The organism is Streptosporangium sp. 'caverna' (assembly GCF_003203775.1).
GTDB lineage: Bacteria > Actinomycetota > Actinomycetes > Streptosporangiales > Streptosporangiaceae > Streptosporangium > Streptosporangium subroseum.
On sequence record NZ_CP029711.1, the window covers coordinates 2,705,677 to 2,728,817 of the forward strand.

17 protein-coding genes are annotated in these 23,141 nt (G+C 71.3%); 7 read left to right on the forward strand and 10 right to left on the reverse strand.

All coding sequences use genetic code 11. From position 1 onward, the window contains the following. Positions 1–232: 232 nt before the first annotated feature. From crcB to DKM19_RS11950, 4 genes are all read right to left on the reverse strand, one after another. Complete coding sequence (gene crcB, locus DKM19_RS11935) at positions 233–607, reverse strand: fluoride efflux transporter CrcB (RefSeq protein ID WP_110695758.1); 375 nt, start codon at positions 605–607, stop codon at positions 233–235. Beyond that, positions 604–945 (reverse strand): DUF190 domain-containing protein, encoded by a 342-nt coding sequence (locus DKM19_RS11940; RefSeq protein ID WP_110695759.1) that lies wholly within the window; start codon positions 943–945, stop codon positions 604–606. Before DKM19_RS11940 ends, crcB begins: the two co-directional genes overlap by 4 nt. Then, the gene (locus DKM19_RS11945) at positions 942–1,418 is read right to left on the reverse strand and encodes a CrcB family protein (protein WP_110695760.1); all 477 of its coding nucleotides are present in this window, start codon (positions 1,416–1,418) and stop codon (positions 942–944) included. Before DKM19_RS11945 ends, DKM19_RS11940 begins: the two co-directional genes overlap by 4 nt. A 185-nt stretch (positions 1,419–1,603) precedes the next feature. Beyond that, the gene (locus DKM19_RS11950) at positions 1,604–2,611 is read right to left on the reverse strand and encodes a LacI family DNA-binding transcriptional regulator (protein ID WP_110705660.1); all 1,008 of its coding nucleotides are present in this window, start codon (positions 2,609–2,611) and stop codon (positions 1,604–1,606) included. Between the two features lie 972 nt (positions 2,612–3,583). Between DKM19_RS11950 and rhaI the strand changes: the two genes are divergently transcribed. The 3 genes from rhaI to DKM19_RS11965 all read left to right on the forward strand — a co-directional run bounded on the left by rhaI (position 3,584) and on the right by DKM19_RS11965 (position 8,261). After that, positions 3,584–4,735: an L-rhamnose isomerase gene (rhaI, locus tag DKM19_RS11955; protein WP_110695761.1), complete on the forward strand. Its 1,152-nt coding sequence runs from the start codon at positions 3,584–3,586 to the stop codon at positions 4,733–4,735. Positions 4,736–4,818: 83 nt separating this feature from the next. Beyond that, positions 4,819–6,834 carry a bifunctional aldolase/short-chain dehydrogenase gene (locus tag DKM19_RS11960; protein WP_110695762.1) on the forward strand — a complete coding sequence of 672 codons (2,016 nt, stop codon included), beginning with the start codon at positions 4,819–4,821 and terminating at the stop codon, positions 6,832–6,834. Further along, positions 6,831–8,261 (forward strand): rhamnulokinase family protein, encoded by a 1,431-nt coding sequence (locus tag DKM19_RS11965; protein ID WP_110695763.1) that lies wholly within the window; start codon positions 6,831–6,833, stop codon positions 8,259–8,261. The genes DKM19_RS11960 and DKM19_RS11965 overlap by 4 nt, the downstream gene beginning before the upstream one ends. Positions 8,262–8,393: 132 nt before the next feature. On the opposite strand, the gene mmuM is transcribed toward DKM19_RS11965, so the two are convergent. Next, positions 8,394–9,266 carry a homocysteine S-methyltransferase gene (mmuM, locus tag DKM19_RS11970; protein WP_110695764.1) on the reverse strand — a complete coding sequence of 291 codons (873 nt, stop codon included), beginning with the start codon at positions 9,264–9,266 and terminating at the stop codon, positions 8,394–8,396. 201 nt (positions 9,267–9,467) lie between these two features. Between mmuM and DKM19_RS11975 the strand changes: the two genes are divergently transcribed. Continuing rightward, positions 9,468–11,057 carry an FAD-dependent oxidoreductase gene (locus tag DKM19_RS11975; RefSeq protein WP_369988674.1) on the forward strand — a complete coding sequence of 530 codons (1,590 nt, stop codon included), beginning with the start codon at positions 9,468–9,470 and terminating at the stop codon, positions 11,055–11,057. A gap of 228 nt (positions 11,058–11,285) precedes the next feature. On the opposite strand, the gene DKM19_RS11985 is transcribed toward DKM19_RS11975, so the two are convergent. The 3 genes from DKM19_RS11985 to DKM19_RS12000 all read right to left on the reverse strand — a co-directional run bounded on the left by DKM19_RS11985 (position 11,286) and on the right by DKM19_RS12000 (position 16,189). Next, a complete protein-coding gene (locus tag DKM19_RS11985) occupies positions 11,286–12,911 on the reverse strand; it encodes a DUF885 domain-containing protein (RefSeq protein ID WP_110695767.1) in 1,626 nt (541 codons plus the stop codon). A gap of 315 nt (positions 12,912–13,226) precedes the next feature. Continuing rightward, the gene (locus DKM19_RS11995; RefSeq protein WP_110695769.1) at positions 13,227–15,533 is read right to left on the reverse strand and encodes a VIT domain-containing protein; all 2,307 of its coding nucleotides are present in this window, start codon (positions 15,531–15,533) and stop codon (positions 13,227–13,229) included. After that, positions 15,530–16,189 (reverse strand): MerR family transcriptional regulator, encoded by a 660-nt coding sequence (locus tag DKM19_RS12000; RefSeq protein WP_110695770.1) that lies wholly within the window; start codon positions 16,187–16,189, stop codon positions 15,530–15,532. Before DKM19_RS12000 ends, DKM19_RS11995 begins: the two co-directional genes overlap by 4 nt. A 114-nt stretch (positions 16,190–16,303) precedes the next feature. Here DKM19_RS12000 and DKM19_RS12005 point away from each other — a divergent pair, with 114 nt between their 5' ends. Then, positions 16,304–16,771: a Dps family protein gene (locus tag DKM19_RS12005; RefSeq protein ID WP_110695771.1), complete on the forward strand. Its 468-nt coding sequence runs from the start codon at positions 16,304–16,306 to the stop codon at positions 16,769–16,771. A 220-nt stretch (positions 16,772–16,991) separates the two neighbouring features. On the opposite strand, the gene DKM19_RS12010 is transcribed toward DKM19_RS12005, so the two are convergent. Next, positions 16,992–17,639, reverse strand: a complete 648-nt coding sequence (locus DKM19_RS12010; protein ID WP_239514204.1) for a TetR family transcriptional regulator — start codon at positions 17,637–17,639, stop codon at positions 16,992–16,994. Positions 17,640–17,746: 107 nt separating this feature from the next. On the opposite strand from DKM19_RS12010, the gene DKM19_RS12015 reads away from it, so the two are divergent. Next, positions 17,747–18,178 (forward strand): hypothetical protein, encoded by a 432-nt coding sequence (locus DKM19_RS12015; RefSeq protein ID WP_110695773.1) that lies wholly within the window; start codon positions 17,747–17,749, stop codon positions 18,176–18,178. Between the two features lie 204 nt (positions 18,179–18,382). Here DKM19_RS12015 and DKM19_RS12020 read toward each other — a convergent pair whose 3' ends face one another. Continuing rightward, positions 18,383–21,742: a P-loop NTPase fold protein gene (locus DKM19_RS12020; protein WP_162641443.1), complete on the reverse strand. Its 3,360-nt coding sequence runs from the start codon at positions 21,740–21,742 to the stop codon at positions 18,383–18,385. Between the two features lie 205 nt (positions 21,743–21,947). Between DKM19_RS12020 and DKM19_RS12030 the strand changes: the two genes are divergently transcribed. Next, entirely contained in the window at positions 21,948–23,081 is a 1,134-nt protein-coding gene (locus DKM19_RS12030; RefSeq protein WP_110695776.1) for an alkaline phosphatase PhoX, read from the forward strand. The last annotated feature ends 60 nt before the right edge of the window (positions 23,082–23,141 follow it).

Consider the following 23,141-nt stretch of genomic DNA (forward strand, 5'->3'; position numbering starts at 1 on the left):
TTCGGGCATGCCGGCCGGTGTGTCCGTGCCCGTACGGAGTCCGTGGTGTCGCGCCGGCCTGCGGAGACGCCGGCCTGCGGAGACACGGTGGGCCGGTGGCGGAGACGCCCGCCGGATGGCCGCCCGCGGGGTGCCGGTTCCCGACGAATGTCTCCGGCTGTCTCCGGCACCGAGGGGCTCATCCGTCAGGCGCCGGCACCGTGGGTTTTGCCGGGAACCGGCATCGAATGGCTCAACCGAAGAGCGCCCGGGCGAGCGCGAGGCCGACGAACACCGCCCCCAGACCGGCGGCGATCGAGGCGATGACGTTGGCGGCGGCGAAGAACCTCGCGCCGGTCTCGGCCAGCCGCAGCGTCTCGTACGAGAACGTCGAGTAGGTGGTCAGCGCCCCGCAGAAGCCGGTGCCCAGGAGCAGCTGCACTCCGGGGCCCGCCGCCCCGGACAGCGCCGCCCCGGTCAGGGCGCCCAGGATCAGCGAGCCCACCACGTTGACGGCGAAGGTGCCCCAGGGGAAGACCGTGTCGTGACGGGCCTGCACGGCCCGGTCGGTCAGATAGCGCAAGGGCGCGCCGACGGCGCCGCCGATCAGCACCAGCAGCCAGTTCACCGGGCCTGCCCGCCGCGGTGGGCAACGACCTCGACCTCGTCCAGGATGGCCAGACCCTCGATCAGCAGATCGTCCAACCGGGGCAGGAAGGCGCGGACCTTCTCCTCGATATCGACGATCATGATGGCTACCGGCAGGTCGTCGGTCATCGTCAGCAGCCGGGTGGTGTGCACGACCTGGGTGGCGCCGAAGCCCTCCATGCCGCGGAAGACCGACGCCCCGGCCAGTCCGGCCGCGTGGGCGCGGTGCACGATCTCGGTGTACATGGGGCGGTGATGCCAGGTGTCGGTGTCGTCGACGAAGATTGTCAGCCGCAGGGCCCGTCCGGACAGGATCATCGTGTTCTCCTTGCCGTCTTCAGCGCCAGGAGCCGGCGGGTGGTCCACGACCCGGCCGTCACCGCGGCCAAGGCTGCCAGGACCGTTGCCGCCAGATAGCCGAGCGCCGTGCCGGCCCGGCCACCGGAGACCAGGCGCTCGATGTCCACGCAGTAGGTGGAGAAGGTGGTGTATCCGCCCAGCACCCCGGTGGCGAAGAACGGCCGGACCCAGGCCGGCGCCGTCCACGCCTCGGTCAGAGCCACCAGGAGGATCCCGATCAGCAGGCACCCTGAGACGTTGATGCCCAGCGTGGCCCACGGGAAGGAGCCGGGTGCGGCCGGCCACAGCAGGCCGGCGCCGTAGCGGGCGCCCGTGCCGATCATGCCGCCGGCGGCGATCACCGCCAGCACGCCGTAGTGCGAGCGGCGCAGCTCGCGGCGCCGGCGCGCATCGGTGAGATCGACATCGGGGTCGATGGGTTCGTCAGCCACTGTCTTGAGCCAAGCTCCTGTCCCGCCCGCTGGGACGCCTGCTCGCGGTCCTCATGGTCGATGGGTTCGCCAGCCGCTGTTTCGAGCCTAGTGCGATCCGAAAACGCGCCTCATGGCCACCCCCGAGGGTGTCGTTCGCCGGAGCGGACCCCGGCCGAGCCTCCTGGACCCGGGTCCGGAGGAGGTCAGCGGGTCGACTCGCGGACGATCAGCTCGGGCTGGAACATGATCTGCTGGTGGGCGTGTGAGTCCGGGTTGTCGCATTCGTCGAGCAGCAACTCGGTGGCGACCCGGCCGAGCCGGTGGGTCGGCTGCCGGATCGAGCTGAGCGAGACCGCGGAGGCGGAGGCGAAGTCGATGTCGTCGTAGCCGATGAGGGAGAGGTCCTGGGGGACCCGGACGCCCGCCTGGAGCAGCCCGCGCAGCATGCCGAGGGCCAGAAGGTCGTTGGCGCAGAACACGGCGTCAGGCAGCCGCCCCTCGGCGATCAGCTTCTCGGCCGCCTGCTGCCCGGACCGGGCGTTCATCGCGCTCATCGCGAGCTCCTCCAGCGCCTCCCCGGGGTCGTGGCCCGCCGCGGTCAGCGCCCGTTCGGCGCCGATCAGGCGGTCGGCGCACTGGCGGATCGTGAGAGGGCCGGTGACGTAGGTGATCCGGTCGGCTCCGGCGGCCAGCAGGTGGGAGACCGCCAGGGAACCGCCGGTGACGTCGTTGACCGCCACCGAGCACTGGTCGGCCCGCGTCGCCGGATGGTCCACCAGGACCACGTTGATGCCGCGGTCCTTGAGCTGGTCGACCTTCGCGAGGTCCGCCCCCGCCGGGGTGATGAGCACCCCGCGGACCCGCTGTTCGGCGAAGACCAGGAGGTTGCGCTCCTCCTTGAGCCGGTCGCCCGAGGAGTTGCCCAGGATCACCGCGTATCCGCGCTCGCTGGCCGCCTCCTCCACGCCCGCCGCCACGTCGGTGAAGAACGGGTTGCCGATGTCGATGACCGACAGGCCGACCGTGCGGCTGTGCCCGGCCCGCAGGCTGGAGGCCGAGCCGTGCCGGACGAACCCCAGGTCGCGGACGGCCTCCTCGACGCGGATGCGTGTTGATTCGGCGACCTTCTCCGGGCGGTTGAGCACGTTGGACACCGTGCCGGGGGAGACTCCGGCCCGCGCCGCTACTTCCTTGATGCTCACCGAACTCATGAGCACAGATTAAAACGTAACAACCGCTTGGACGCCAGTAAGGCGTCGGAACTTTCGACTTGCCGGGTCCGGCCTCCGCTTTCAGGCCTAAAACGTTTTGATCACGAGGACCATTCGAGGGCGTGTGACGATCACGGTCACCGGTGGTCATCCGGCGAGCGGCCTCCCGACGGGCGAGGGCGCCCGGCCGTGATCCGTAACCATCGGGCAATCCATGCCCCCGCCGCGGCAGGCCGCGGGGCGGCCTGCCGGCGTCATTGGCGTCATTGTGAGGATTTCCTGCGGTCTCCGGCGGAACCGCTCGGCGAATGAGCCTTGCGCGGCCGGGGGAGGAACGTTTTAATCCCCGGTAAAGCCGATATGACGGGCGTGCTGCTCATCGTTCATTCGAAGCGCTTCGACCTGGAAGGGAGAAACGTGGTCGTTTGCGGCGGGGACGGAACCCCCGATGGCGGTTCGGGGAAACGCGGGCCGGGGGCGCCCCGCTCACGGCCGAGGCCGGGGTTTCCGGGGGCCGGGGGTCGGGGTCGGGGGCCCGGGGGAGATGCAACTGTCGATCCGGGGGACCTCTTTTTTTCGCGCGTTGGGAAAGCGCTTACCAAGAGAGAAGCATGAAGATCGGTAAGCGTGCCCTGGCGGGAGCGCCGGCGGCCGGGCCGCTCGCGACGGTGTCCGCCTGCGGCGGCGGCGGCGAGGCGACCGGCGGCAAGGTCGCCATCCGGTTCGCCTGGTGGGGCGACGGTGGTCGCGGTGATCGTCTCCCCGAGGTTTCCCATCGTCACCCCGCTGGCACTCGGGCGGCTGGTTCTCGCCGCCGTTGCCGTCGATGCCCGGGTCGTTACGGGTAAAAACGTATCAATCTCGTAACCCTGTTCGGAGGCGTTGACAGTGTTATGCGTCCCGCGTAGCTTCATAATCGGCTCTTAAAACGTTTTAGACGTAGTTCGTGCGCGGCCTGGATTAGGGATTTTTATGATCAAGGACTTGCTGCGGCGGCAGCACATCGAGACCCCCTCCTGGGCGTTCGGTAACTCCGGCACCCGATTCAAGGTGTTCGCCCAGCCCGGAGTGCCCCGCGACCCGTTTGAAAAACTCGCCGACGCGGCGCAGGTGCACCGCTTCACCGGGGTGGCGCCCACGGTGGCGCTGCACATCCCGTGGGACCGGGTGGCCGACTACGGCGCGCTGGCCGCCCGGGCGGCGGAGCTGGGAGTGGGCATCGGGGCGATCAACTCCAACGTGTTCCAAGATGACGCCTACATGCTGGGCAGCGTGACCAACCCGGACCCAAGGGTGCGGGCGCGGGCGATCGATCATCTGCTGGAGTGCGTGGACATCATGGATGCCACCGGCTCATCAACGTTGAAGCTGTGGTTTTCCGATGGCACCAACTATCCGGGCCAAGACGACATCCGCGCCCGCCAGGATCGTTTGGCGGTGGCGCTGGAGCGGGTGTATGCCCGGCTGGGCGAGGGCCAGCGGTTTTTGCTGGAGTACAAGTTGTTTGAGCCGGCGTTTTATGTCAGTGATGTGCCGGATTGGGGCACCGCGTATGCGCACTGCCTGCGGTTGGGCGAGCGGGCGCAGGTGGTGGTGGATACCGGTCATCATGCGCCGGGCACGAACATCGAGTTCATCGTGGCGTTTTTGCTGCGGGAGGGCAAGCTGGGCGGGTTTGACTTCAACTCGCGGTTTTATGCCGATGACGATCTGATGGTGGGGGCGGCGGATCCGTTTCAGTTGTTTCGGATCATGTTCGAGGTGATCGGCGGGGGGGGGGTGGAGGCGGAGGCCGGGGGGGCGTTCATGTTGGATCAGTGTCACAACATCGAGCCGAAGATCGCGGGGCAGATTCGGTCGGTGATGAATGTGCAGGAGGCCACGGCGAAGGCGTTGCTGGTGGATCGGGGGGCGTTGTCGGTGGCGCAGGCGGCGGGGGATGTGCTGGGGGCCAATGCGGTGGTGATGGATGCCTATAACACCGATGTGCGGCCGTTGCTGGGGCAGGTGCGGGCGGAGATGGGGTTGGATCCCGATCCGATGGCGGCGTATGCCCGGTCGGGGTATTTCGAGAGGGTTCGGGATGAGCGGGTCGGCGGCGCCCCCGCCGGCTGGGGCGCCTGACCCCGGCCATCGGCCAGGGCGAGATGGGGTGCGCCGTTCCTCGGCGCCTGTGGAAGGCAAGCAACTAGTGAGTGGGAGATGTCATGAATTCGGCTGTTGAGGAGCTTCTCCAGCGGTCGCGTGCTCTCGGTTCCGATCCGCGTAACACGAACTACGCGGGGGGCAACACCTCGGCCAAGGGCTCGGCCCCCGACCCGGTCACCGGGTCGGACACCGAGCTGATGTGGGTGAAGGGCTCGGGCGGGGACCTCGGGACGCTCACCGAGGGCGGTCTGGCCGTACTGCGGCTGGACCGGCTCCGGGCACTCGCCGAGGTGTATCCGGGGGTGGAACGCGAGGACGAGATGGTCGCCGCGTTCGACTTCTGCCTGCACGGCAGGGGCGGCGCTGCGCCGTCGATCGACACGGCGATGCACGGCCTGGTGGACGCGGCGCACGTGGACCACCTCCACCCGGACGCGGGCATCGCGATCGCCGCGGCCGCCGACGGCCCCGAGCTCACGGTGCGGATCTTCGGTGACCGGGTGGTCTGGGTGCCGTGGCGGCGGCCCGGATTCCAGCTCGGCCTGGACATCGCCGCGATCAAGGCGGCCAACCCGCAGGCGATCGGCTGCATTCTCGGCGGGCACGGCATCACCGCCTGGGGTGACACCTCGGCCGAGTGCTCGGCCAACTCCCTGGACATCATCCGCACCGCCGAGACCTACCTGGCCGAACACGGCAGGCCCGACCCGTTCGGCCCGGTGATCCACGAGCCTCTGCCGGAGGCCGTACGGCAGGAGCGGGCGGCCGCGCTGTTCCCGCTGATCCGCGGCCTGGCCTCGACCGACCTGCCCCAGGTGGGCCACCACACCGCCACCGCCGAGGTGCTGGACTTCCTGTCGCGCGCCGAGCACCCCCGCCTGGCCGCGCTCGGCACCTCGTGTCCCGACCACTTCCTGCGCACGAAGGTCGCGCCGCTGGTCCTGGACCTGCCCGGCGACGCACCCCTGGACGAGGTGACCGCGCGGCTGCGCGAGCTGCACGCCGAGTACAGGGAGCAGTACGCGGCCTACTACGCCCGGCACGCCGTCCCGGGCTCGCCCGCGATGCGCGGCGCGGACCCGGCGATCGTGCTGGTCCCCGGCGTGGGCATGTTCTCCTTCGGCAAGGACAAGCAGACCGCCCGGGTCGCGGGCGAGTTCTACGTCAACGCGATCAACGTGATGCGCGGAGCCGAGGCGGTGTCGTCCTACGCGCCGATCGAGGAGTCGGAGAAGTTCCGCATCGAATACTGGGACCTGGAGGAGGCCAAACTCCGCCGGATGCCCCCGGCCAAGCCGCTGGCGACCCGGGTCGCGTTCGTGACCGGCGGCGGTTCGGGCATCGGCGCCGCGACCGTACGCAGGCTCTCCGCCGAGGGCGCGTGCGTGGTCGTGGCCGACCGGGACTTCGCGGCGGCCGAGAAGGTGGCCTCCGAGCTGGGCGAGACGGCGCTCGCCGTGGCGGTGGACGTGACCTCCGAGGAGCAGGTCACCGCGGCCGTACGGCAGGCGGTGCTCGCCTTCGGCGGGGTGGACCTCGTGGTCAACAACGCCGGGCTGTCCCTGTCGCGCTCCCTGCTGGAGACCACGCTCGCCGACTGGGACCTGCAGCACGACGTGATGGCCCGCGGGTCGTTCCTCGTCTCCCGCGAGACCGCCCGCGTCATGATCGAGCAGGGGCGGGGCGGGGAGATCGTCTACATCTCCTCCAAGAACGCGGTCTTCGCCGGTCCGAACAACGTCGCCTACGGCGCGGCCAAGGCCGACCAGGCGCACCAGGTCCGGCTGCTCGCCGCCGAGCTGGGCGGCCACGGCATCCGGGTCAACGGGATCAACCCCGACGGCGTGGTCCGCGGATCCGGGATCTTCGCCTCCGGGTGGGGTGCCAACCGGGCGGCCGTCTACGGCGTGGAGGAGGAGAAGCTCGGCGAGTTCTACGCCCAGCGGACCCTGCTCAAGCGCGAGGTGCTGCCCGAGCACATCGCCGCCGCCGTCTTCCAGCTCACCCAGCTCACCCAGACCACGGGCCTGCACATCCCGGTGGACGCGGGTGTGGCCGCGGCGTTCCTGCGATGAGGCGGTACGCGGCCGTCGACCTGGGCGCCTCCAGCGGGAGGGTCGTCGTCGCCGAGGTGGGCCCCGGCACGCTGAACCTCCACGAGGTGCACAGGTTCGCGAACGTGCCCGTACGGGCGGGCGGCACGCTGCACTGGGACATCCTGCGCATCTACCGGGGGGTGCTGGACGGCCTGCGGGCCGCCGGCCCCGTGGACGGGATCGGGGTGGACTCCTGGGCGGTGGACTACGGGTTGCTGGACGAGCGCGGCGCGCTGCTCGGCAACCCGGTGCACTACCGTGACGGCCGCACCGAGAAGGTGAGCAGCCGGGTCCCCTTCGAGGAGCTGTACGCCCGCACCGGCATCGCGCGCCAGCCGTTCAACACCATCCACCAGCTGGCCGCCGAGCCCCGGCTGGGCTCGGCCACGACGATGCTGCTCATCCCCGACCTGATCGCGTACTGGCTGACCGGGGAGATCGGCGCGGAGCTGACCAACGCCTCCACCACCCAGCTGCTCGACGCCAGGACCCGCGAGTGGGACGCCGTCCTGGCGGGCGGCTTCGGCCCCGCCTCGAAGATCCTCCCGCCGCTGCGGCGGCCGGGCGAGGTGATCGGCCCGCTGACGGCGGAGGCCGCGGACGAGACCGGGCTGCCGCCGGGCACCCCGGTCATCGCGGTGGGCTCGCACGACACGGCTTCGGCCGTGGCCGCGGTCCCGGCCGACGGCGAGCGGTTCGCCTACATCTCCTGCGGCACGTGGTCGCTGGTCGGCGTCGAGCTGGACCAGCCGATGATCAGCGAGGAGGGGCGGCGGGCCAACTTCACCAACGAGGCCGGTATCGACGGCACCGTCCGCTACCTCCGCAACGTCACCGGCCTCTGGCTCCTGCAGGAGTGCGTCCGCGTCTGGGAGACCGGGGGCGAGCGCGTCGACCTGGAGGCGCTGCTCGGGCAGGCCGCAGGGGAGGCGCCGTTCCGGTCGACGGTGGACGCCGACGATCCGGTCTTCCACGCGCCCGGCGACATGCCGGGACGCCTCGCCGACTTCTGCCGCCGCACCGGCCAGCCGGTCCCGGAGACCCGGGCCCGGATCGTCCGCTGCGTGGTGGACTCCCTCGCGCTGGCACACCGGGCGGCGCTCCAGGACGCCCAGCGGCTCACCGGGCAGGAGGTGGATGTGATCCACATCGTCGGTGGAGGTTCTCGCAACGCCCTGCTCTGCGAGCTCACCGCGGACGCCTGCGGTCTTCCGGTGGTCGCGGGGCCGGTCGAGGCCACCTCGATCGGCAACGTCCTGGTCCAGGCCAGGGCCGACGGCGCGATCTCCGGCACCCTCGCCGACCTGCGAGCCCTGATCCGCGGCACCCAGCGGCTGGAGCGCTACGAGCCCCGGGCGGACGCCGCGGTGCCGGCCGCGAGGGCGTTCGCGCGGCCGGCACGGTAACAAGAACGGGAAGTCGTGAGACGGGATTCAGGGCGGCCGTGAATCCCGTCTCACGCGCCCGGCCGGTGTGCCGCCCCGTGAGGACGAGACGCACCGCCGGGGAGTTCGGCGGTCGTGAGTCCCGGTCGCGCTTCAGCCGGTGGGCTGTCCCGTGAGGTGGGCGCGGATCTGGCGGATGTGCTCGGGGGTGGTGCGGCAGCAGCCGCCGACGAAGGCGGAGCCCGCGGCGTTCCACTCGGCGGCGGCCTGACCGAACTCCACCGGGTCGGCCAGCCCGAGCCAGCTGTGGCTCGCGGCGTCCCAGAGCTCACCGGAGTTCGGGTAGACCATCGCCGGCTTGCCCTTGATCTGGCCGATAAGGCTGAGAATGTGGCGCGGCGCGGTGCAGTTGACGCCGACCGCGATCACCTGCGGGTCGCCGGCGAACAGCGCGGCGGCCTCCTTCAGCGGGGTGCCGTCGTTGATGCGCTCACCGTCGCGGCAGGAGAAGCTCACCCACGCCCGCATCTCCGGAGTCTCGGCGAGCAGCCGCTTCAGCGCCTTGGCCTCGGTGTAGGACGGGATGGTCTCGCACGCCAGCAGGTCGGCCTCGCTGCCGGCCAGGATGTGCCAGCGCTCCCGGTGCCAGTCGGTCAGGCCGTCCTCGTCGAGGTCGTAGTCGCCGGTGTATTCGGCCCCGTTGGCCAGGTAGGCCCCGTAGGGACCGACGCTGGCGGCCACCGTGCCCGAACCGTGGGCGTCGCGGGCCTCGACGGCCAGGTGCACGGAGAGCAGGATCAGATCCTCGGCCTCGGCGGGGCTCAGGCCCCGCCGTACGAACGCCGGAATGCTCGCCTGGTAACTCGCGGTGGTCGCCACCTCCGCCCCCGCGGCGAAATAGTCGAGATGCGCCTGCCGGATCACCGCGGGATTCTCCAGAAGGAGTTTCGCCGACCAGAGCTCGTCGCGCAGGTCCGCGCCCAGCGCCTCCAAATGCGTGGCCAGCCCGCCGTCCAGAATCACCATGCCGCTACTTTATGGGGTTGCGGTCCCGGCATCGCCTCGACGAACTCCGCTGTGGCGCGGAGTCAGGGGCCACTCGATCGAAAAGAAGTGCTTTCGGGCGAGAAAGCTGAGTTTTGGCTGGGAAATATTCCCGGAACGAGATCGTCGATCTTACGCAATAGATCCCGCTCACACTTGCCTCCAAAGATCTTGGAGGTTTCTTTGAGTTACAGCAGGCGTGGTTTTCTGACAGCGGTCGGCACGACGGGTGGCGCAGGCGCACTCTTCGCCACGATGGGTGCGCTCGGCCTCGCGCCCACCGCCGAGGCGATGACCCGTACGGCTTTCACTCCTCCGCAGCCGTCCGATTTCACCCTCACCGGCAGGGGCGCGAAGAAGGTGGTCGTGCTCGGCGCGGGCGTCGCGGGCCTGGCCACGGCCTACGAGCTGGGCAAGGCGGGCTACGACTGCACCGTGCTCGAGGCGCTGGACCGGGTCGGCGGCCGCAACTGGACCATCAGGGGCGGCGACAGGATCACGGAGCTGGACGGCTCGACCCAGATCTCCCGCTTCTCCGAGGGCGTCTACATGAACGCCGGGCCCGCCAGGCTCGCGCAGTGGATGGTCACCATGGACTACTGCCGCGAGCTGGGCGTTCCCCTGGAGGTCTTCACCAACTCCAACGCCCAGTCGTACATCTTCAACGAGGCGGCGGGGATGACCGCGCCGGTCCGCTGGCGTACCGCGAAGTCGGATGTCTACGGCTACATCTCCGAGCTGCTCTCCACGGCCACGGACAGCGGCGCGCTGGACGCCAAGCTGACCGCGCAGGACAAGGAGAGGCTCATCTCCTTCCTGAGAGGTTTCGGCGCGATCGGCACCAAGGCGAACGGCTTCGCCTACACCGGTGGCGAGCGCCGGGGGCACAGCGTCGATCCCGGCGCGGGCGAGCAGCCGGGCACCGCGCTGGGTCCCGTTCCCTCACTCTCCGACGTGCTCGCCAGCGGAGTCGGACAGCGCTTCTCCTTCGAGTTCGGCTACGACCAGGCGATGCTGATGTTCCAGCCGGTCGGCGGCATGGACTCCATCCCCAAGGCGATCGCCGCCGCGGTCGGCAAGGAGAAGATCCTGCTGAGATCGAAGGTCACGAAGATCACCGACCTGGCCGACGGCGTCGAGGTCGAGTACCAGGACAGGAACGGCAGGACGCGGAAGATCAAGGCGGACTTCTGCGTGGCCACGATGCCGCCGCACATCCTGGCCAAGACCCCGCACAACCTGGGCCCCGACGTGCAGGCCGCCCTGTCCATGCCGACCGTCACCTCGTCCGGCAAGATCGGCCTGGAGTACCGTCGCCGGTGGTGGGAGATCGACGAGAACATCTACGGCGGCATCACCAACACCGACCTCGACCTGTCCGTCATGTGGTACCCCTCCTACGGGTACGGCACGCGGCGCGGTCTCGTCATCGGCTACTACCACAACGGGGCCAACGCGGACTCCTACGCCGCGCTCCCGCACCCCCAGCGGGAGAAGCGCGCGATCGAGCAGGGCATGAAGATCCACGGCGCCAAATACCGGGACGAGCTGGCCTCCTCCGTGTCGGTCGCCTGGAAGCTCCAGCCGCACATCGAGGGCGCCTGGGTCGGGTGGCCGTCCCGCACCGGCGGATACCAGCTGCTCAACAAGCCGGCCGGTCACGTCCACTTCGCCGGCGACTGGCTCAGCTACATGATCGCCTGGCAGTCGGGCGCCCTGGAGTCGGCCCGCAAGACCGTCACCGACCTTCACAAGCGCGTGCTCACGCACTGACCAGGGCCGTAGCCCATCCGCAGGACCGTCACCGATCTCCGCAGGCGCATGCCCATGCCCTGGACCGGGCCGTAGCCCACCGGCAAGACCGTCACCGATCTCCGCAGGCGCGTGCCCATGCCCATGCCCTGAACCGGGCCGGGGCCCGTCCGTAGGACCGTCACCGATCTCCGCAAGAAGGTGCTCACGGGCCCGCCCGCACGCTGTGCGGGCGGGCTCCGGCGGGAGTCAGCCGATCCGGCGCAGGGCCTCCGCCATGCCGGCCAGGCCCACGGGGCCGAGCTCCAGGGCCGCGGTGTGCCAGCGCTTGAGGTCGAAACCGGGTCGCCGCGCGGCCTCGTCCCTGGCGGCCAGCCAGGCGCGCTCGCCGAGCTTGTAGGAGATCGCCTGGGCGGGCCAGCCGAAGTAGCGGACCACCTCGGCGTGGACGCGGTGCGGCTCGCAACGGCCCCGGTCGCGGAGCACCTCGCACGCCTTCTCGAAGGTCCACTTCGAGCCGTCGGGCAGGGGCAGGTCGAGGTGGACGCCGATGTCGATGACCACCCGGGCGGCCCGCAGCGCCGACGCGGCGAGCATGCCCAGCCGGGTGCCCGGCTCGCTGAACCAGCCCAGCTCGTCGGCCAGCCTCTCGGCGTACAGGGCCCAGCCCTCACCGTGCCCGCTCACCCAGGAGTTCTTGCCGAACCGTGACAGGCCGTCCCCGGCCACCCGGGTGGCGCCGAGCTGGAGGTGGTGGCCCGGCACCCCCTCGTGGAAGACCACGGTCAGCTCGCTCCAGACCTCGAACCGATCCCGTCCCTCGTCCACCGGCCACCAGGTGCGGCCGGGGCGGGACATGTCCTCGCTGGGGGAGCTGTAGTAGGCCGCGCCCGAGGACGAGCCGAGGGCCAGGGTGACGTCCACCGTGCGCAGCGGCTCGGCGATGTCGAAATGAACGCCGTGGAGCTGGTCGATCGCCTGGTCGTGGCGCTCCTTCAGCCAGCCCAGGTAGGCGTCCCGGCCCTCGACGTACTGCGTCTCGTTGAGGATCGCGGTCGCCTCCTCCACCGAGGCGCCCGGTCGTACCAGCTCCGCCTCGGCGGCCAGCTCCGCCTCGATGCGGCCCAGCTCGGCCCAGCCCCATTCGTAGGCGTCCAGCAGGTCGACGTCGGCGCCCAGGCTGATCCGGGCGGCCACGGCGTAGCGTTCGGCGCCGACCGCGTCGGTCTCCGTCGCCCGGGGCGCGTAGTCCTCACGCAGGTAGCGGGCGGCCTCGGCGTAGGCGGCGTGCGCCGAGGCGGCGCCCGCGTCCAGCTCGCCCCTGACCGGCCCGTCGCCGTAGCCCGCCACGAAGTCCCGGTGGGTGGAACCGCTCGCGAAGAGCTCGGCCTGCGCGGCCAGCTCCATCGCCTGGCGGCGGGCGGCCCTGAGCCCCTGGGCCAGCCCGGTCTCCAGGCTCGCCCGCCAGCCGTCCAGCATCTCCGGGATGGCCGCGAGCCGGGCGGCCACATCGCGCCATTCGTCGTCGGTGCCGTGCGGCAGCAGGTCCACGCTGTCCCGCAGATCGGCGAGCAGCCCGAAGGGCGCCTGCACCGCGCGGAGCGGCTCGCCGATCTCGTACGAGGCGAGTTCGGCCTCCAACCGCTCGCGCAGGTGCGCCGCGGCCCGCACATCCGCCTCGTCCTGTGGACGCAGGGAGGCGAGTCCGCCCAGCGTCTCGACGATCAGGGCGGCCCGGGCGGCGTCGCCGTCCGGGCTGTAGTCGGTGGCCGCTGCGAACTCGGCGTCGACGCCGTCGCCTCCGGCGGCGACCGGTTCGAGCACCGCCCAGCGAGAGACGTATTCATCGCAAAGGTTAAAGATCGGGCTGGTCATTCCGGCACCCTAACCGAGGTGACCTGGGGAGTCACTTCTTTATCGGCGGGCGTTCGCTCCAGGCCACGACGGTCGCCCCTCCGTCAGGATGATGTTCCCCTTGGGGCCCGCGGCGGCCGTCTTCCCCATCCGGGTGACGGCCGTCCCGGCCACGACGGTCGCTCCTCTGCCAGAGGCGGTCTTCCCCAGGGCGGCCGTCTTCCCCATCCGGGTGACGGCCGTCCCGGCCACGACGGTCGCTCCTCTGCCAGAGGCGGTCTTCCCCGCAGCGGCCGTCTTCCCTTTCGGGTGACGGCCGCCGCGGACCACGACGGGTCACCGCTTCCAGAACGCCCGGCGCCTTCCGGGTCCGATCAGCGCCTCCAGGCCTTCGACGGCCCGGCGCATGAGGGCGTCCACGTCTCCGCCGGACTGCAGGTCCCTGGCCAGGGCCTCCAGCTCCGCGTGACCGCCCAGGTAGACGGCGAGGGCCGAGAGGCGGCTGCCCAGGTCATCCAGGTGGCGCAGCCGGTCGGCGACCGGAAGGGACGCGACGGCGCGCAGTCGCTCCAGCTCCTCGACGAGCTGCTCCCTGGGCAGCTCCTGCCGGGGCGTCCTCATCGGTGCGGGAGTGGGCAGCATCCGGGAATGCCCGGAGAAGCCGCCGGCGGCCTCGGCCTGCGGCGCGCCGGTCACCATCCCGCTCGCCGCGAACTTCGGCGCGGCGCCCGGAGCCGCCAGCCCGGGCGGGGGCACGGGAGCGGCCGAGGAGACCATCATGGTCTGCATCATCGGCATGGCGGCGGCGGCCGGGCTCTCCCAGCCGCTGGGCAGCTCCACCGGCTGGATCACCCTGTGCCCGGGACCGCCCTCGGCGACCACCTGGCTGTCGACCGCGACGAACGCGGTGAACCGGCAGAGCACGCCGTACTTGAGCGAGACCTCGACGATCTCACCCTCCAGCGAGCGGTCGCCGCTCGCGTAGCGGTCCTCCAGCGTGCGCAGCCGGGCACGCGCCCAGATCGCGCGCGCAGCGGGGTTGTCCACGACCGTCGCGGCGACCCGCCGCTCCCAGGGCTGGGCGGCTCCGTCCAGCCCGCGTACGGTCAGCGCCCCGCCGGCCGGGCCCCGATAACGCCCGAGGACGGTGAGCGGGACGCCCGGGTAGATCGAGCCGAGGTGGCCGACCGTGTCCGGTACCAGGTCGAGCCCGTCGGCCTTGAGGGACAGATCGGTGACCAGGGGGGCGCCGATCCGGCGGTGGATGTGTTCCATCGCCTCGTCCAGCCGGTCCTCGGACTCCACCAGCTCGCACCGGCCCCCTCCCAGCCCGGCCAGCCTGCCCAGGAAACCGGCGTTGACCGCCCTGTCGATGCCGACCGTGTGCACCCGCACCCCGGCCAGCCGGGCGCCGGTCCGCTCCAGGATCTGGTCCTCGTTGCCGACCTGCCCGTCGGTGACGAGAACGAGGACCCGGTCCCTGGCGGAGTCGGCGAGCAGCGTGACGGCCTGCTCCAGCGGGGTGAGCATCTCGGTGCCGCCGCGCGCCTCCAGCCGGGCCAGGTGCTCCACGGCCCGGTAGCGGTTGCGGTCGGACGCCTCCGACAGCCCCTCGCCGAGTCCGTCCGGGTGCTCCACGACGCTGTCGAAGGAGAGCACCGCGAACCGGTCGTCCGAGGTGAGCGTGTCGACGATGCGGGCGGCGGCGCGCCGGGCGGCGACCATCTTCCAGCCGGTCATGCTGCCCGAGCGGTCGAGTACCAGCACGACGTCCTTGGGGTTGGCCGTGGATCGCACCGGGCCGGGGACGACGGTCAGGGTGAACGTTCCCTCGTCTCCGTCGGGGGTCAGCGCCAGGGAGGTGGAGGCGTCGAACGACAGGCGCAGGATGAAGTCGCGGTCCAGCCGCTCACCCGGCTGGAGGCGGATCGTGTTTCCCTCCTCCTGGACCACGTGCAGGCTGGAGCGGACCTCGCGCAGCTCCAGCCCGGCCTCCTCGACGGAGACCGCGAGCGAGAGCCGCACCGGGTTGGGGAACCCGGGCAGCAGCACCGGAGGTGTGATCCGGGAGGCGTCGGGGACCGCGTCGGTGTCCGGCGCCCAGCCGGCGCCCGCCTGCTCGCCGTCGAGCGGGGTGCCGGGGACGTAGCGGGGGGCGACGACCAGCGGGAAGCGGAAGGTGGCCGCGCCGTCCTCGTAGGGGAGCGGCTGGTTGAGCGTGAGGTGCACGGTGACCCGCTCGCCCGGCACGATGTTGCCGACCCTGATGGTGAAGACGTCCGGCCGGTCCTCCTCGGCGATCGCGGCCCGTCTGCCCTGGGAGATCGCCTGGTCGTAGTCGGCCCTGGCCTGGCCGCGCTCCTTGAGAATCCCCTCGATGACCCGCCCGTCCGCCTCCATCCTGAAGGCGGTCACGGCGGCGCGGTCGGGCAGCGGGAAGACGTAGGTCGCCTCGAGCGCCACGTCGTGGGGGTTGCGGAAGCCCTGGACCACCTCGACCCCGGCGATCAGCCCGGACACGGCGGCGGTCACGTCCACGCTCTCCAGCGGCAGGTTGCCGCGCTCGGTGACGAGGGCTCCCAGCCCCGCGTCCGGGACCGGGGCGCACTCCTCCGGCCGTAGCGTTGCGATCGAAGTGATCATGATTGCTTTCCTTCCGGAGAAGTGAGACCGCGTTCGCGGAGGACCGCCAAGAGCGCCGCGGACGCGGCGGTGATCTCGGCGAGGTCGTCTGGTGACGGGGTACGGCCACCGCCGTCGAGCAGCACCGTCACCCCGGCCGCCAGCCGTACGCCGTGGACGATCGCGGCGGGCTGAGCGGGCTGAGCGGGCTGAGCGGGCGGGGCCGGGGACCGGGGCTCCTCGGCGACGGCCGGTGCGACGGGGGGAGGCCCGGACGGGGCGGAGAGCGATGCGGCCGGGGCGGCGGGCGGCTCGGCCCAGAACCGGGGGCGTGGAGTCCTGGTCGCGACCGTCGCGGCCGTCTCGTCCGGTGTCTCCGGGAGGTGGGCGATCGCCTCCAGGATCTGGTCGGCCGCCCCGGTGAGCTCGGCCTGTATCTCGGCGATGGTCAGGCCGTCGGCCTGGCGGCGTTTGACGGCGATGAGCTGCAGCAGGTGGCGCCTGCCGTACAGGGCGACGCGACCGCGGCGGGCCGACGGCGGGTCGAGCAGGCCGATCGTGGAGTACCACCGGATCAGGCGTTCGTTGGGTACGTCCCTGACCCGCCCGTTGAGCCGGGCGGTGGGGGCCAGCGCCGTGGAGGCTCGCTCTGCCAGTTCACCGATGGTCCATTCCATGCGCCCATAGTGACACTGTCACGATTACAGTGTCAACATAGGGAAGACATATCCGGGTAAGGGCGTTGAAATTCAAAGGGATAACTTGAGGTCAAACCGGGGGGAGTACGCCTCATGTCCGCAATTACCAGCCCACTCAAGCCCGATGCCAAGAAGATCGTCGCCACCGCGCTCCAGGGGGCGCTCGTCGATCTGCTCGACCTGTCGCTCCTGACCAAGCAGGCTCACTGGAACGTGGTCGGTCACAACTTCCGCTCGTTGCACCTGCAGCTCGACGAGATCGTCGCGGCCGCCAGGGAGCATGCGGACACCGTCGCCGAGCGCGCGGTGGCTCTCGGGATCAACCCCGACGGCAGGTCGTCCACGCTGGCCAAGACGACGGAGCTGGCGCAGCTGGAGACGGGCTACATCAACGACGGCAAGATCGTCGCCGCCATGACGGACATCCTCGGGTTCATCGTCGGCCGGATGCGCGAGCGCGTCCTGGACACCGATGAGCCCGATCCGGTGACCCAGGACCTCCTCATCGAGATCACGCAGGACCTGGAGAAGCACCACTGGATGATGGAAGCCCAGCGCTAGGGCGTCTCAGCGCGGCGGAGCGCCCCGGCCCGTGAGGGCCGGGGCGCTCTCTGTTTGCGAAGCCGGGAGAGAGCGCCGATCGCCCGGTTCTTCATGCCCTGGTTCGCCTGCGGGAGCAGCGCCGAACCCGGCGGCCCAGGGCTCTCCGAGGGGTGAATCCAACTGAACCGATCAAGGCCTGAGATGGGCGGGCCGCCCTGCTCGCCGCAGCCGCGGCCCGTCAGCCTGCGTTCACCGTGAGGGCCATGCTCGGAGGGATCGCCCCGAACGCCTCGCTCATCCGGGCCTGGAGCGCTTCGCGCCCCGGATCGTCCCCGGTCTCGGACCACTCCTTCAGCGCCCAGCGCCAGGCCGCCACCATGAGTTCAAGGGGCAGGTGAAGCTGGACACGCTCGGGGCCGTCCGGGCCGAGGCGCGCCGCCACGGTGTCGACCACCGCGCGGGTGATGTCGGCGCAGTGCTGAAGGCTGTGCGCGGTCAGCGACGGCGTGGCCTCCGCGAGGCGTCGGCTGGCCACGAATCGACGCTCCCAGCTCGGGTCCATTCCCGCGAGCGTGACCGCCAGCGCTTCCTGGTAGACCGTCAGGATCGGCCCGGCCAGCGGGCACGCCGCGATCTCCACGGCGTAGCCGGCCCACAACTCCTTCTCGGGAGCCAGCGCCACGTCCTCCTTCGAGCTGTAGTTGCGGAAGAACGTCCGCTTGGAGACCTCCACCGCGTCCACCACGTCGTCCAGCGTGGTCGCGTCGAAGCCCTTCTCGGTGAACAGGCGAAGCGCGGCGTCCGCCAGCGCCTCCCGCGTCCGCAGCTTCTTCCGCTCCCGCAGTGAGAGGTCGCCGGGAGGGGGTCCGCCGGCCGGTGAGATCACAACCATGAGTGTAGTGACGATACGCGCCACGATAATCGCTACTTGACGGCAAATGCCACTCAGTGGCAAATTCTCTCTCGTTGTCGCCCATCCTGCGAGGTTCGAACATGCGCGCCCAGATCATCGATCACGCTGCCCCGGGACACCTGACGCCGGCTCAGGTCCCCGATCCCGAGCCCGCTCCCGGCCAGGCTCTGATCCGGGTAAGCGCCATCTCGCTCAACCCCGGCGAGGTCACTCACGTACTGCCGTACGCCGAAGAGGGCGGCGTCCCGGGCTGGGACGCGGCAGGCATCGTCGTTCAGGCCGCCGCCGACGGCGGCCGCCACGACCGGTCACTGACGACGTTCTTCCTTCTGGACGGCACACCCGGGATCGGCGCCGACCTCACCTGGCTGGCCACCCGCCTCGACAGCGGAGACCTGGAGCCGCAGATCTCCTGGCGCGGGTCATGGACCCGCATCACCGAGGCGACGAGCGTGCTCACCGGCGGCGGCCTGCGTGGCAAAGCCGTACTGGACATCGACCACGCGCGCTGACGCGATCTCTCAGGCGGAACGGACGCCGTCGGCATCGCTCACCCCGGCAAGGACGGGACCGTTCTCGGCTCTCGCCGCTCCCCGAACCGCTCCCTTCCCTGCCGGGGTGAGCCGCGTCCGCCTCCCGAGCTGCCGATGACCCCGGGTTCGGAGGCGGCCTTCGCATCCTCCGCCGGGGAATCGGCCGGTCCGGGGAGACGGCGCTCAGAGAAGGTGACGGGCCAGGGCGGCCACCGGGTAGGGGGTGGAGAGCAGGTCGCGCAGGCCGTCCAGGTGGGCGCTGCCCGGGATGTCCAGATCGGCCAGGCCCGTCTCGCGGACGGTCAGCTCCCAGACCCGGTCGTCGGCCGTGTTCGCGGCGTGTTCGAGCTCCTGGAGCACGGTCGTCTCGCCCCTCTCCTTGACCAGCAGTGACAGCAGGTGCGGCCAGTGGATGGTCAGCGCCGCGAGCTTGGCGACCTCGCCGTCCGAGGCGGGCGCCGCCCCGGCGAGCGTGCGGCGGTAGGTCAGGAAGGAGTAGAAGCGGAAGACGTTCACGTAGCGCTTGATCTCGCGAGGGTTGAAGAACGTCAGGGCCGGAAGCACGAACTCGATCGCCCGGTAGGCGTTCTCGTCGCTGTAGAGGTCGTCGAAGACCCGGTCGGCGGCCTCGCGCGTCGCCGAGCACAGCCCGCCGATCGCGTCGGAACACTCGATGCCCAGGGCCTCCTGCGCCCGCCAGGCCACCTCGTCGAGGTTCGCCGCCGTCGGCTGCAGCGCCCAGATCGCGTCCTCCAGGCGGCTCACCTGCTCCGGATCCGTCTGCTCCATCGCATGCGGCCCGCCCGCGGTGAGCGGTGCGTCGGCCGCCGGGCGCGGCCGACGCACGGCTCCGCGCCACCATCGCGTGCCTCCCTGCGACCGCCGTACCGCCCCGGGCGGCGGTGGCACGGCCTCGCGCGAGGGCGCGACGCCCCGGTACGGCGGTGACACGGCCGCGGTGGCCGGCTGGCCACGCCCGCCTGACAGGTCCCTCCCGGCGGCGCGGGGCGTCGCGGTCTCGGCGGCGCCGACGCCGGCGGCCTCGGGCATGCCCAGCAGCGCGCGTACGAAGCCGGGCAGCCGGTCGGCGTCGTCCAGCAGCGGCACGCTCAGCGGCAGCTGCACGATCTTCTCCAGGAACCGCCAGCCCAGCCCCGCGCGCCCGTCGGCCCGCAGCGTCTCCATCAGCTCCGGATAGGCGGCCTCCACGTGCGCGACGACCACCTCCGGCTCCATGGCCAGCACGAACACGCAGTTCGGGAACTCCCCGGCGAGGAACAGGTTGATCGCCTCGATGACCTGGGCCACCGTCCCGGGCGAGCACCGGTCCAGGTCGTCCACGAACACCACCAGAGGCCGCTCCTCGGTGGCGACCAGGTCGAGCACCTGCCGCATGTCGGTCTGCACCAGGTGCAGGAAGCCGGTCCTGGACCGGTAGCCGGGGTTGATCGCGACCTCGGTGACGAACCCGTCCGCCGCGCCGGGGGCGAGCAGGTCCGGCTGGCGGACCAGCCCGCGGAACGCGTTGTCCGCCGACTCGCCGAAGAACCTCGCCAGCCGTACGGCGCCCGCTCCCACCACGGCCACCGACCCGGCGGCGCCGACGGTGGCGGCGGCGCCGTCGAGGAAGGCGCCGAACGCGGGCAGCAGCGCGGCGCCGGCGACCAGGGCGCAGGTGAGGACCAGGACGGCGACCAGGCCGAGCGCGACCGGCAGCAGGCGGGTCATCGCCAGGTGGTAGGCGCGCCGGCGGACCGCCTCCCTGTCGATCCTGGACAGGTTGAGCTCCAGCCAGAACCGTTCCCGCTCCGCGCGGGGCAGCCGTTCGGTGACCTGACTGATGATCTCGTGGGCGAGCCCGGCCCAGACCTGCTCGCCGCTCTGGTACATCCACGGGTTGAACCAGACCGTCGGCCGCCAGTCCGACCGCCGCAGGGGAAGGGCGCCCGGTTCCGCCTGCCCGGTGCTCTCCTCGGGTCGCCGCCCGGCTCTGGTCAGCACCTCGGCGTTGGTCAGGGCCTTGTCCGTGCGGGAGCCGGGGAGATGGATCGGGGCGGGCCGGTCGGCGGCCCCGGGGTCCAGCAGGTCCTGGATCATCCGCATCAGGGAGGTCTTGCCCGCGCCCCACGGCCCCTTGACGCCGATCGTGAGCGGGGGCCGGGTCTCGTGGTGGCGGACGAAGGCGGCGATGGCCTCGGCGTAGACCCGGTGCCCGAGCTGGTCCTCGGTGGTCCACCGGTCGGCGGTGAGCCTGGCCCGGGGCCGTACGGTGCGCAGCCCGGCCCGCCGGCGGCGGAGCACCGCGGAGGTCTGGGCCCGCTCGGCCGCCGACAGCCGCGAGTAGCCGAAGGCCCGCACGTCCGGGTGGACGAACGTGGTCGTCTCGCCGAGCAGCCCCCACTGCCTGAGCTCGCCCGCGTCGCCGAGGACCTCGTCGATCGACTCGTCCTCGTCGAGGAGAGACGCCTTGCGCAGCAGTTCCCTGGCCGGTTCGCTCAGGTGGAGCTCGTAGACCCGCCGGACGATCTCGATGCCGGAGGCCTGGGGAGCGGAGTCGCCGAGCCTGGACAGGAGGTGGGCGAAGGCGGCGTGGGCCGGGGCGGACGGGTCCCAGGCCGGGGTCAGGGCGACACCGGCGACGGCGCCGTAGGTGATCAGGATGGGGGTGCGGGCGGCCGAGGCCGCCGCGTAGTGGTGGAGCGCGTAGGCGTGCAGATCGCCGATGGTGATCGTCCCGTCCCCGTCGAGATCGGCGGCCCGGGTGGCCAGGCCTTCCGCGAGGACGTCGGTCAGGGTGCGTACGGGGCCGAGAAGCGTCTCGTCGAACCTCAGCGTCAGGGTCAGTGCCGCGGCGACCACCTGCGGCTCTCCGGCCACGGCCAGCTGCCGGACCGGCGTGGCGGAGTCGTCCAGGGCGCTCCAGCCGAAATCCATGATCAGCAGTACGGCCGCCGCCAGCGACTCGCCGACCTGCCGGCCGAACGCGCCGATCATCGATCCCAGCTGCCCGGAGGTCCAGCCGTTGTCGGCCGGCAGCCGGATCACCAGCAGGTCCCCCTCCTCCGCCGACCGGAGGAAGTCCCACACCCGCTCGCCGTCGGCGCGCGCACCCTCGCTGCACTCGGAGTCGACGGTGAAGCCCTCGGCGCGGAGCGCGTTCGCCAGGCGCACGTCGGGGCGGGCGGCGAAGGGAGCGCCGGGCAGGCCCTCGAAGGACCAGGCGGGCAGAGGGGACGGGGCCGAGGACCGGACCGGTCGCGAGGGCGAGGACGGCGCCGAGACCGGCGACAGGTTCGAGGGCGTGGTGGGGGACGGGGCCGAAAGCGGGATCGAAGACGGGGTCGAGGGCGCGGCCGGGACCGAGAGCGCGGCCGGGTCCGGGTCCGGCGGCGGGGCCGGGGAGGGGCCGGGGGACGGCGCCGGGACGCAGGTCAGGGCCGAGATAGAGCCCGGACCCGCGTCCAGGAAGACCAGGGCCCTGTGGGTGCCCACCCCGGGGGCGGTCTCGAGGATTGGATGTGCGAACGCGAGTCCCTCACTCAACGGTTCCCCCGGTCTGACAATGGTGTGAAGTGTGGATCTCACTCTGAACGCACCCGGCCCGGAAAATGGCGATCTTGGCAATAGGGCGACCTGTTTTGACGAACGTTTGTTCCTCGGTTTCCGCAAAATTTGTACCGGAGGCGTCCCGGCGTTCATATGAGTTCGATCAACTGGCGGCGTACCGTGAGGGCAACGAGGAGGCGCCATGCTTCGCCGTACGTTCGTGCGCACCGGGACCCTGGTCGCCGGAGCGGCCTTCGCCGGATCACTCTGGCAGGGGGCCGCTCGCGCCACCGCGCCCCGCGACGGCAGCCCCTACGGCCCGCTCGGCTCACCCGACGCCAACGGTGTCGCGTTGCCGTCGGGGTTCACCGGCAGGATCGTCGCGCGCACCGGGCACCGGGTCGGCGGGGTGCTGTGGCACCCGGCCCCGGACGGCGGCGCGTGCTTCCCCGACGGCGACGGCTGGATCTACGTGTCCAACTCGGAGATCCCGCTGCTCGGCGGCGCGTCGGCCATCAGGTTCGGACCCGACGGGACCGTCCGCGGCGGTTACCGGATCCTCTCCGGCACCAACCTCAACTGCGCCGGAGGCCGTACCCCCTGGAACACCTGGCTGTCGTGCGAGGAGATCCTCCGCGGCCGGGTCTTCGAATGCGACCCCTACGGTTCGCGCGCCGCGATGCCGCGCCTGGCCATGGGCAGGTTCAAGCACGAGGCCGCGGCCTGCGACCCCGACCGGGAGGTCGTCTACCTCACCGAGGACGAGCCGGACGGCTGCTTCTACCGGTTCGTGCCGTCCCACTGGGGCGACCTGACGGCGGGCCGCCTGGAGGTGCTCTGCGCCCCGTCCGAGACCGGCGCGGTGACCTGGCAGCGGGTGCCCAACCCGAACGCGTTGCTGGAGGCGACCCGCCACCAGATCGACGGCGCCAGGCACTTCACCGGGGGAGAGGGCTGCCACTACGCGGAGGGGATCTGCTTCTTCACCACCAAGGGCGACAACCGGGTGTGGGCCTACGACGCGGAGAACGAGCGCCTGGAGATCGTCTACGACGCCGACTCCCCGCTGAACGGCGTGGACAACATCACCGGCACCCCCTCCGGCGACCTCTACATCGCCGAGGACGGTGGAAACATGGAGATCAACCTCATCACCGTCGACCGGGTCGTCACGCCGTTCCTCCGGATCACCGGGCACGCCAGGTCGGAGATCACCGGCCCGGCCTTCTCCCCGGACGGCAGCCGCCTCTACTTCTCGTCCCAGCGCGGCGCCCGCGGTGACGCGGCCGGCACCGACGGCGTCACCTACGAGATCACCGGCCCGTTCCGCCGCTGAGCGACGCGCCCTCCCCGACGACACCGCTCGTCCGCTCTCACGGGCCGTCCGCTCTCACAG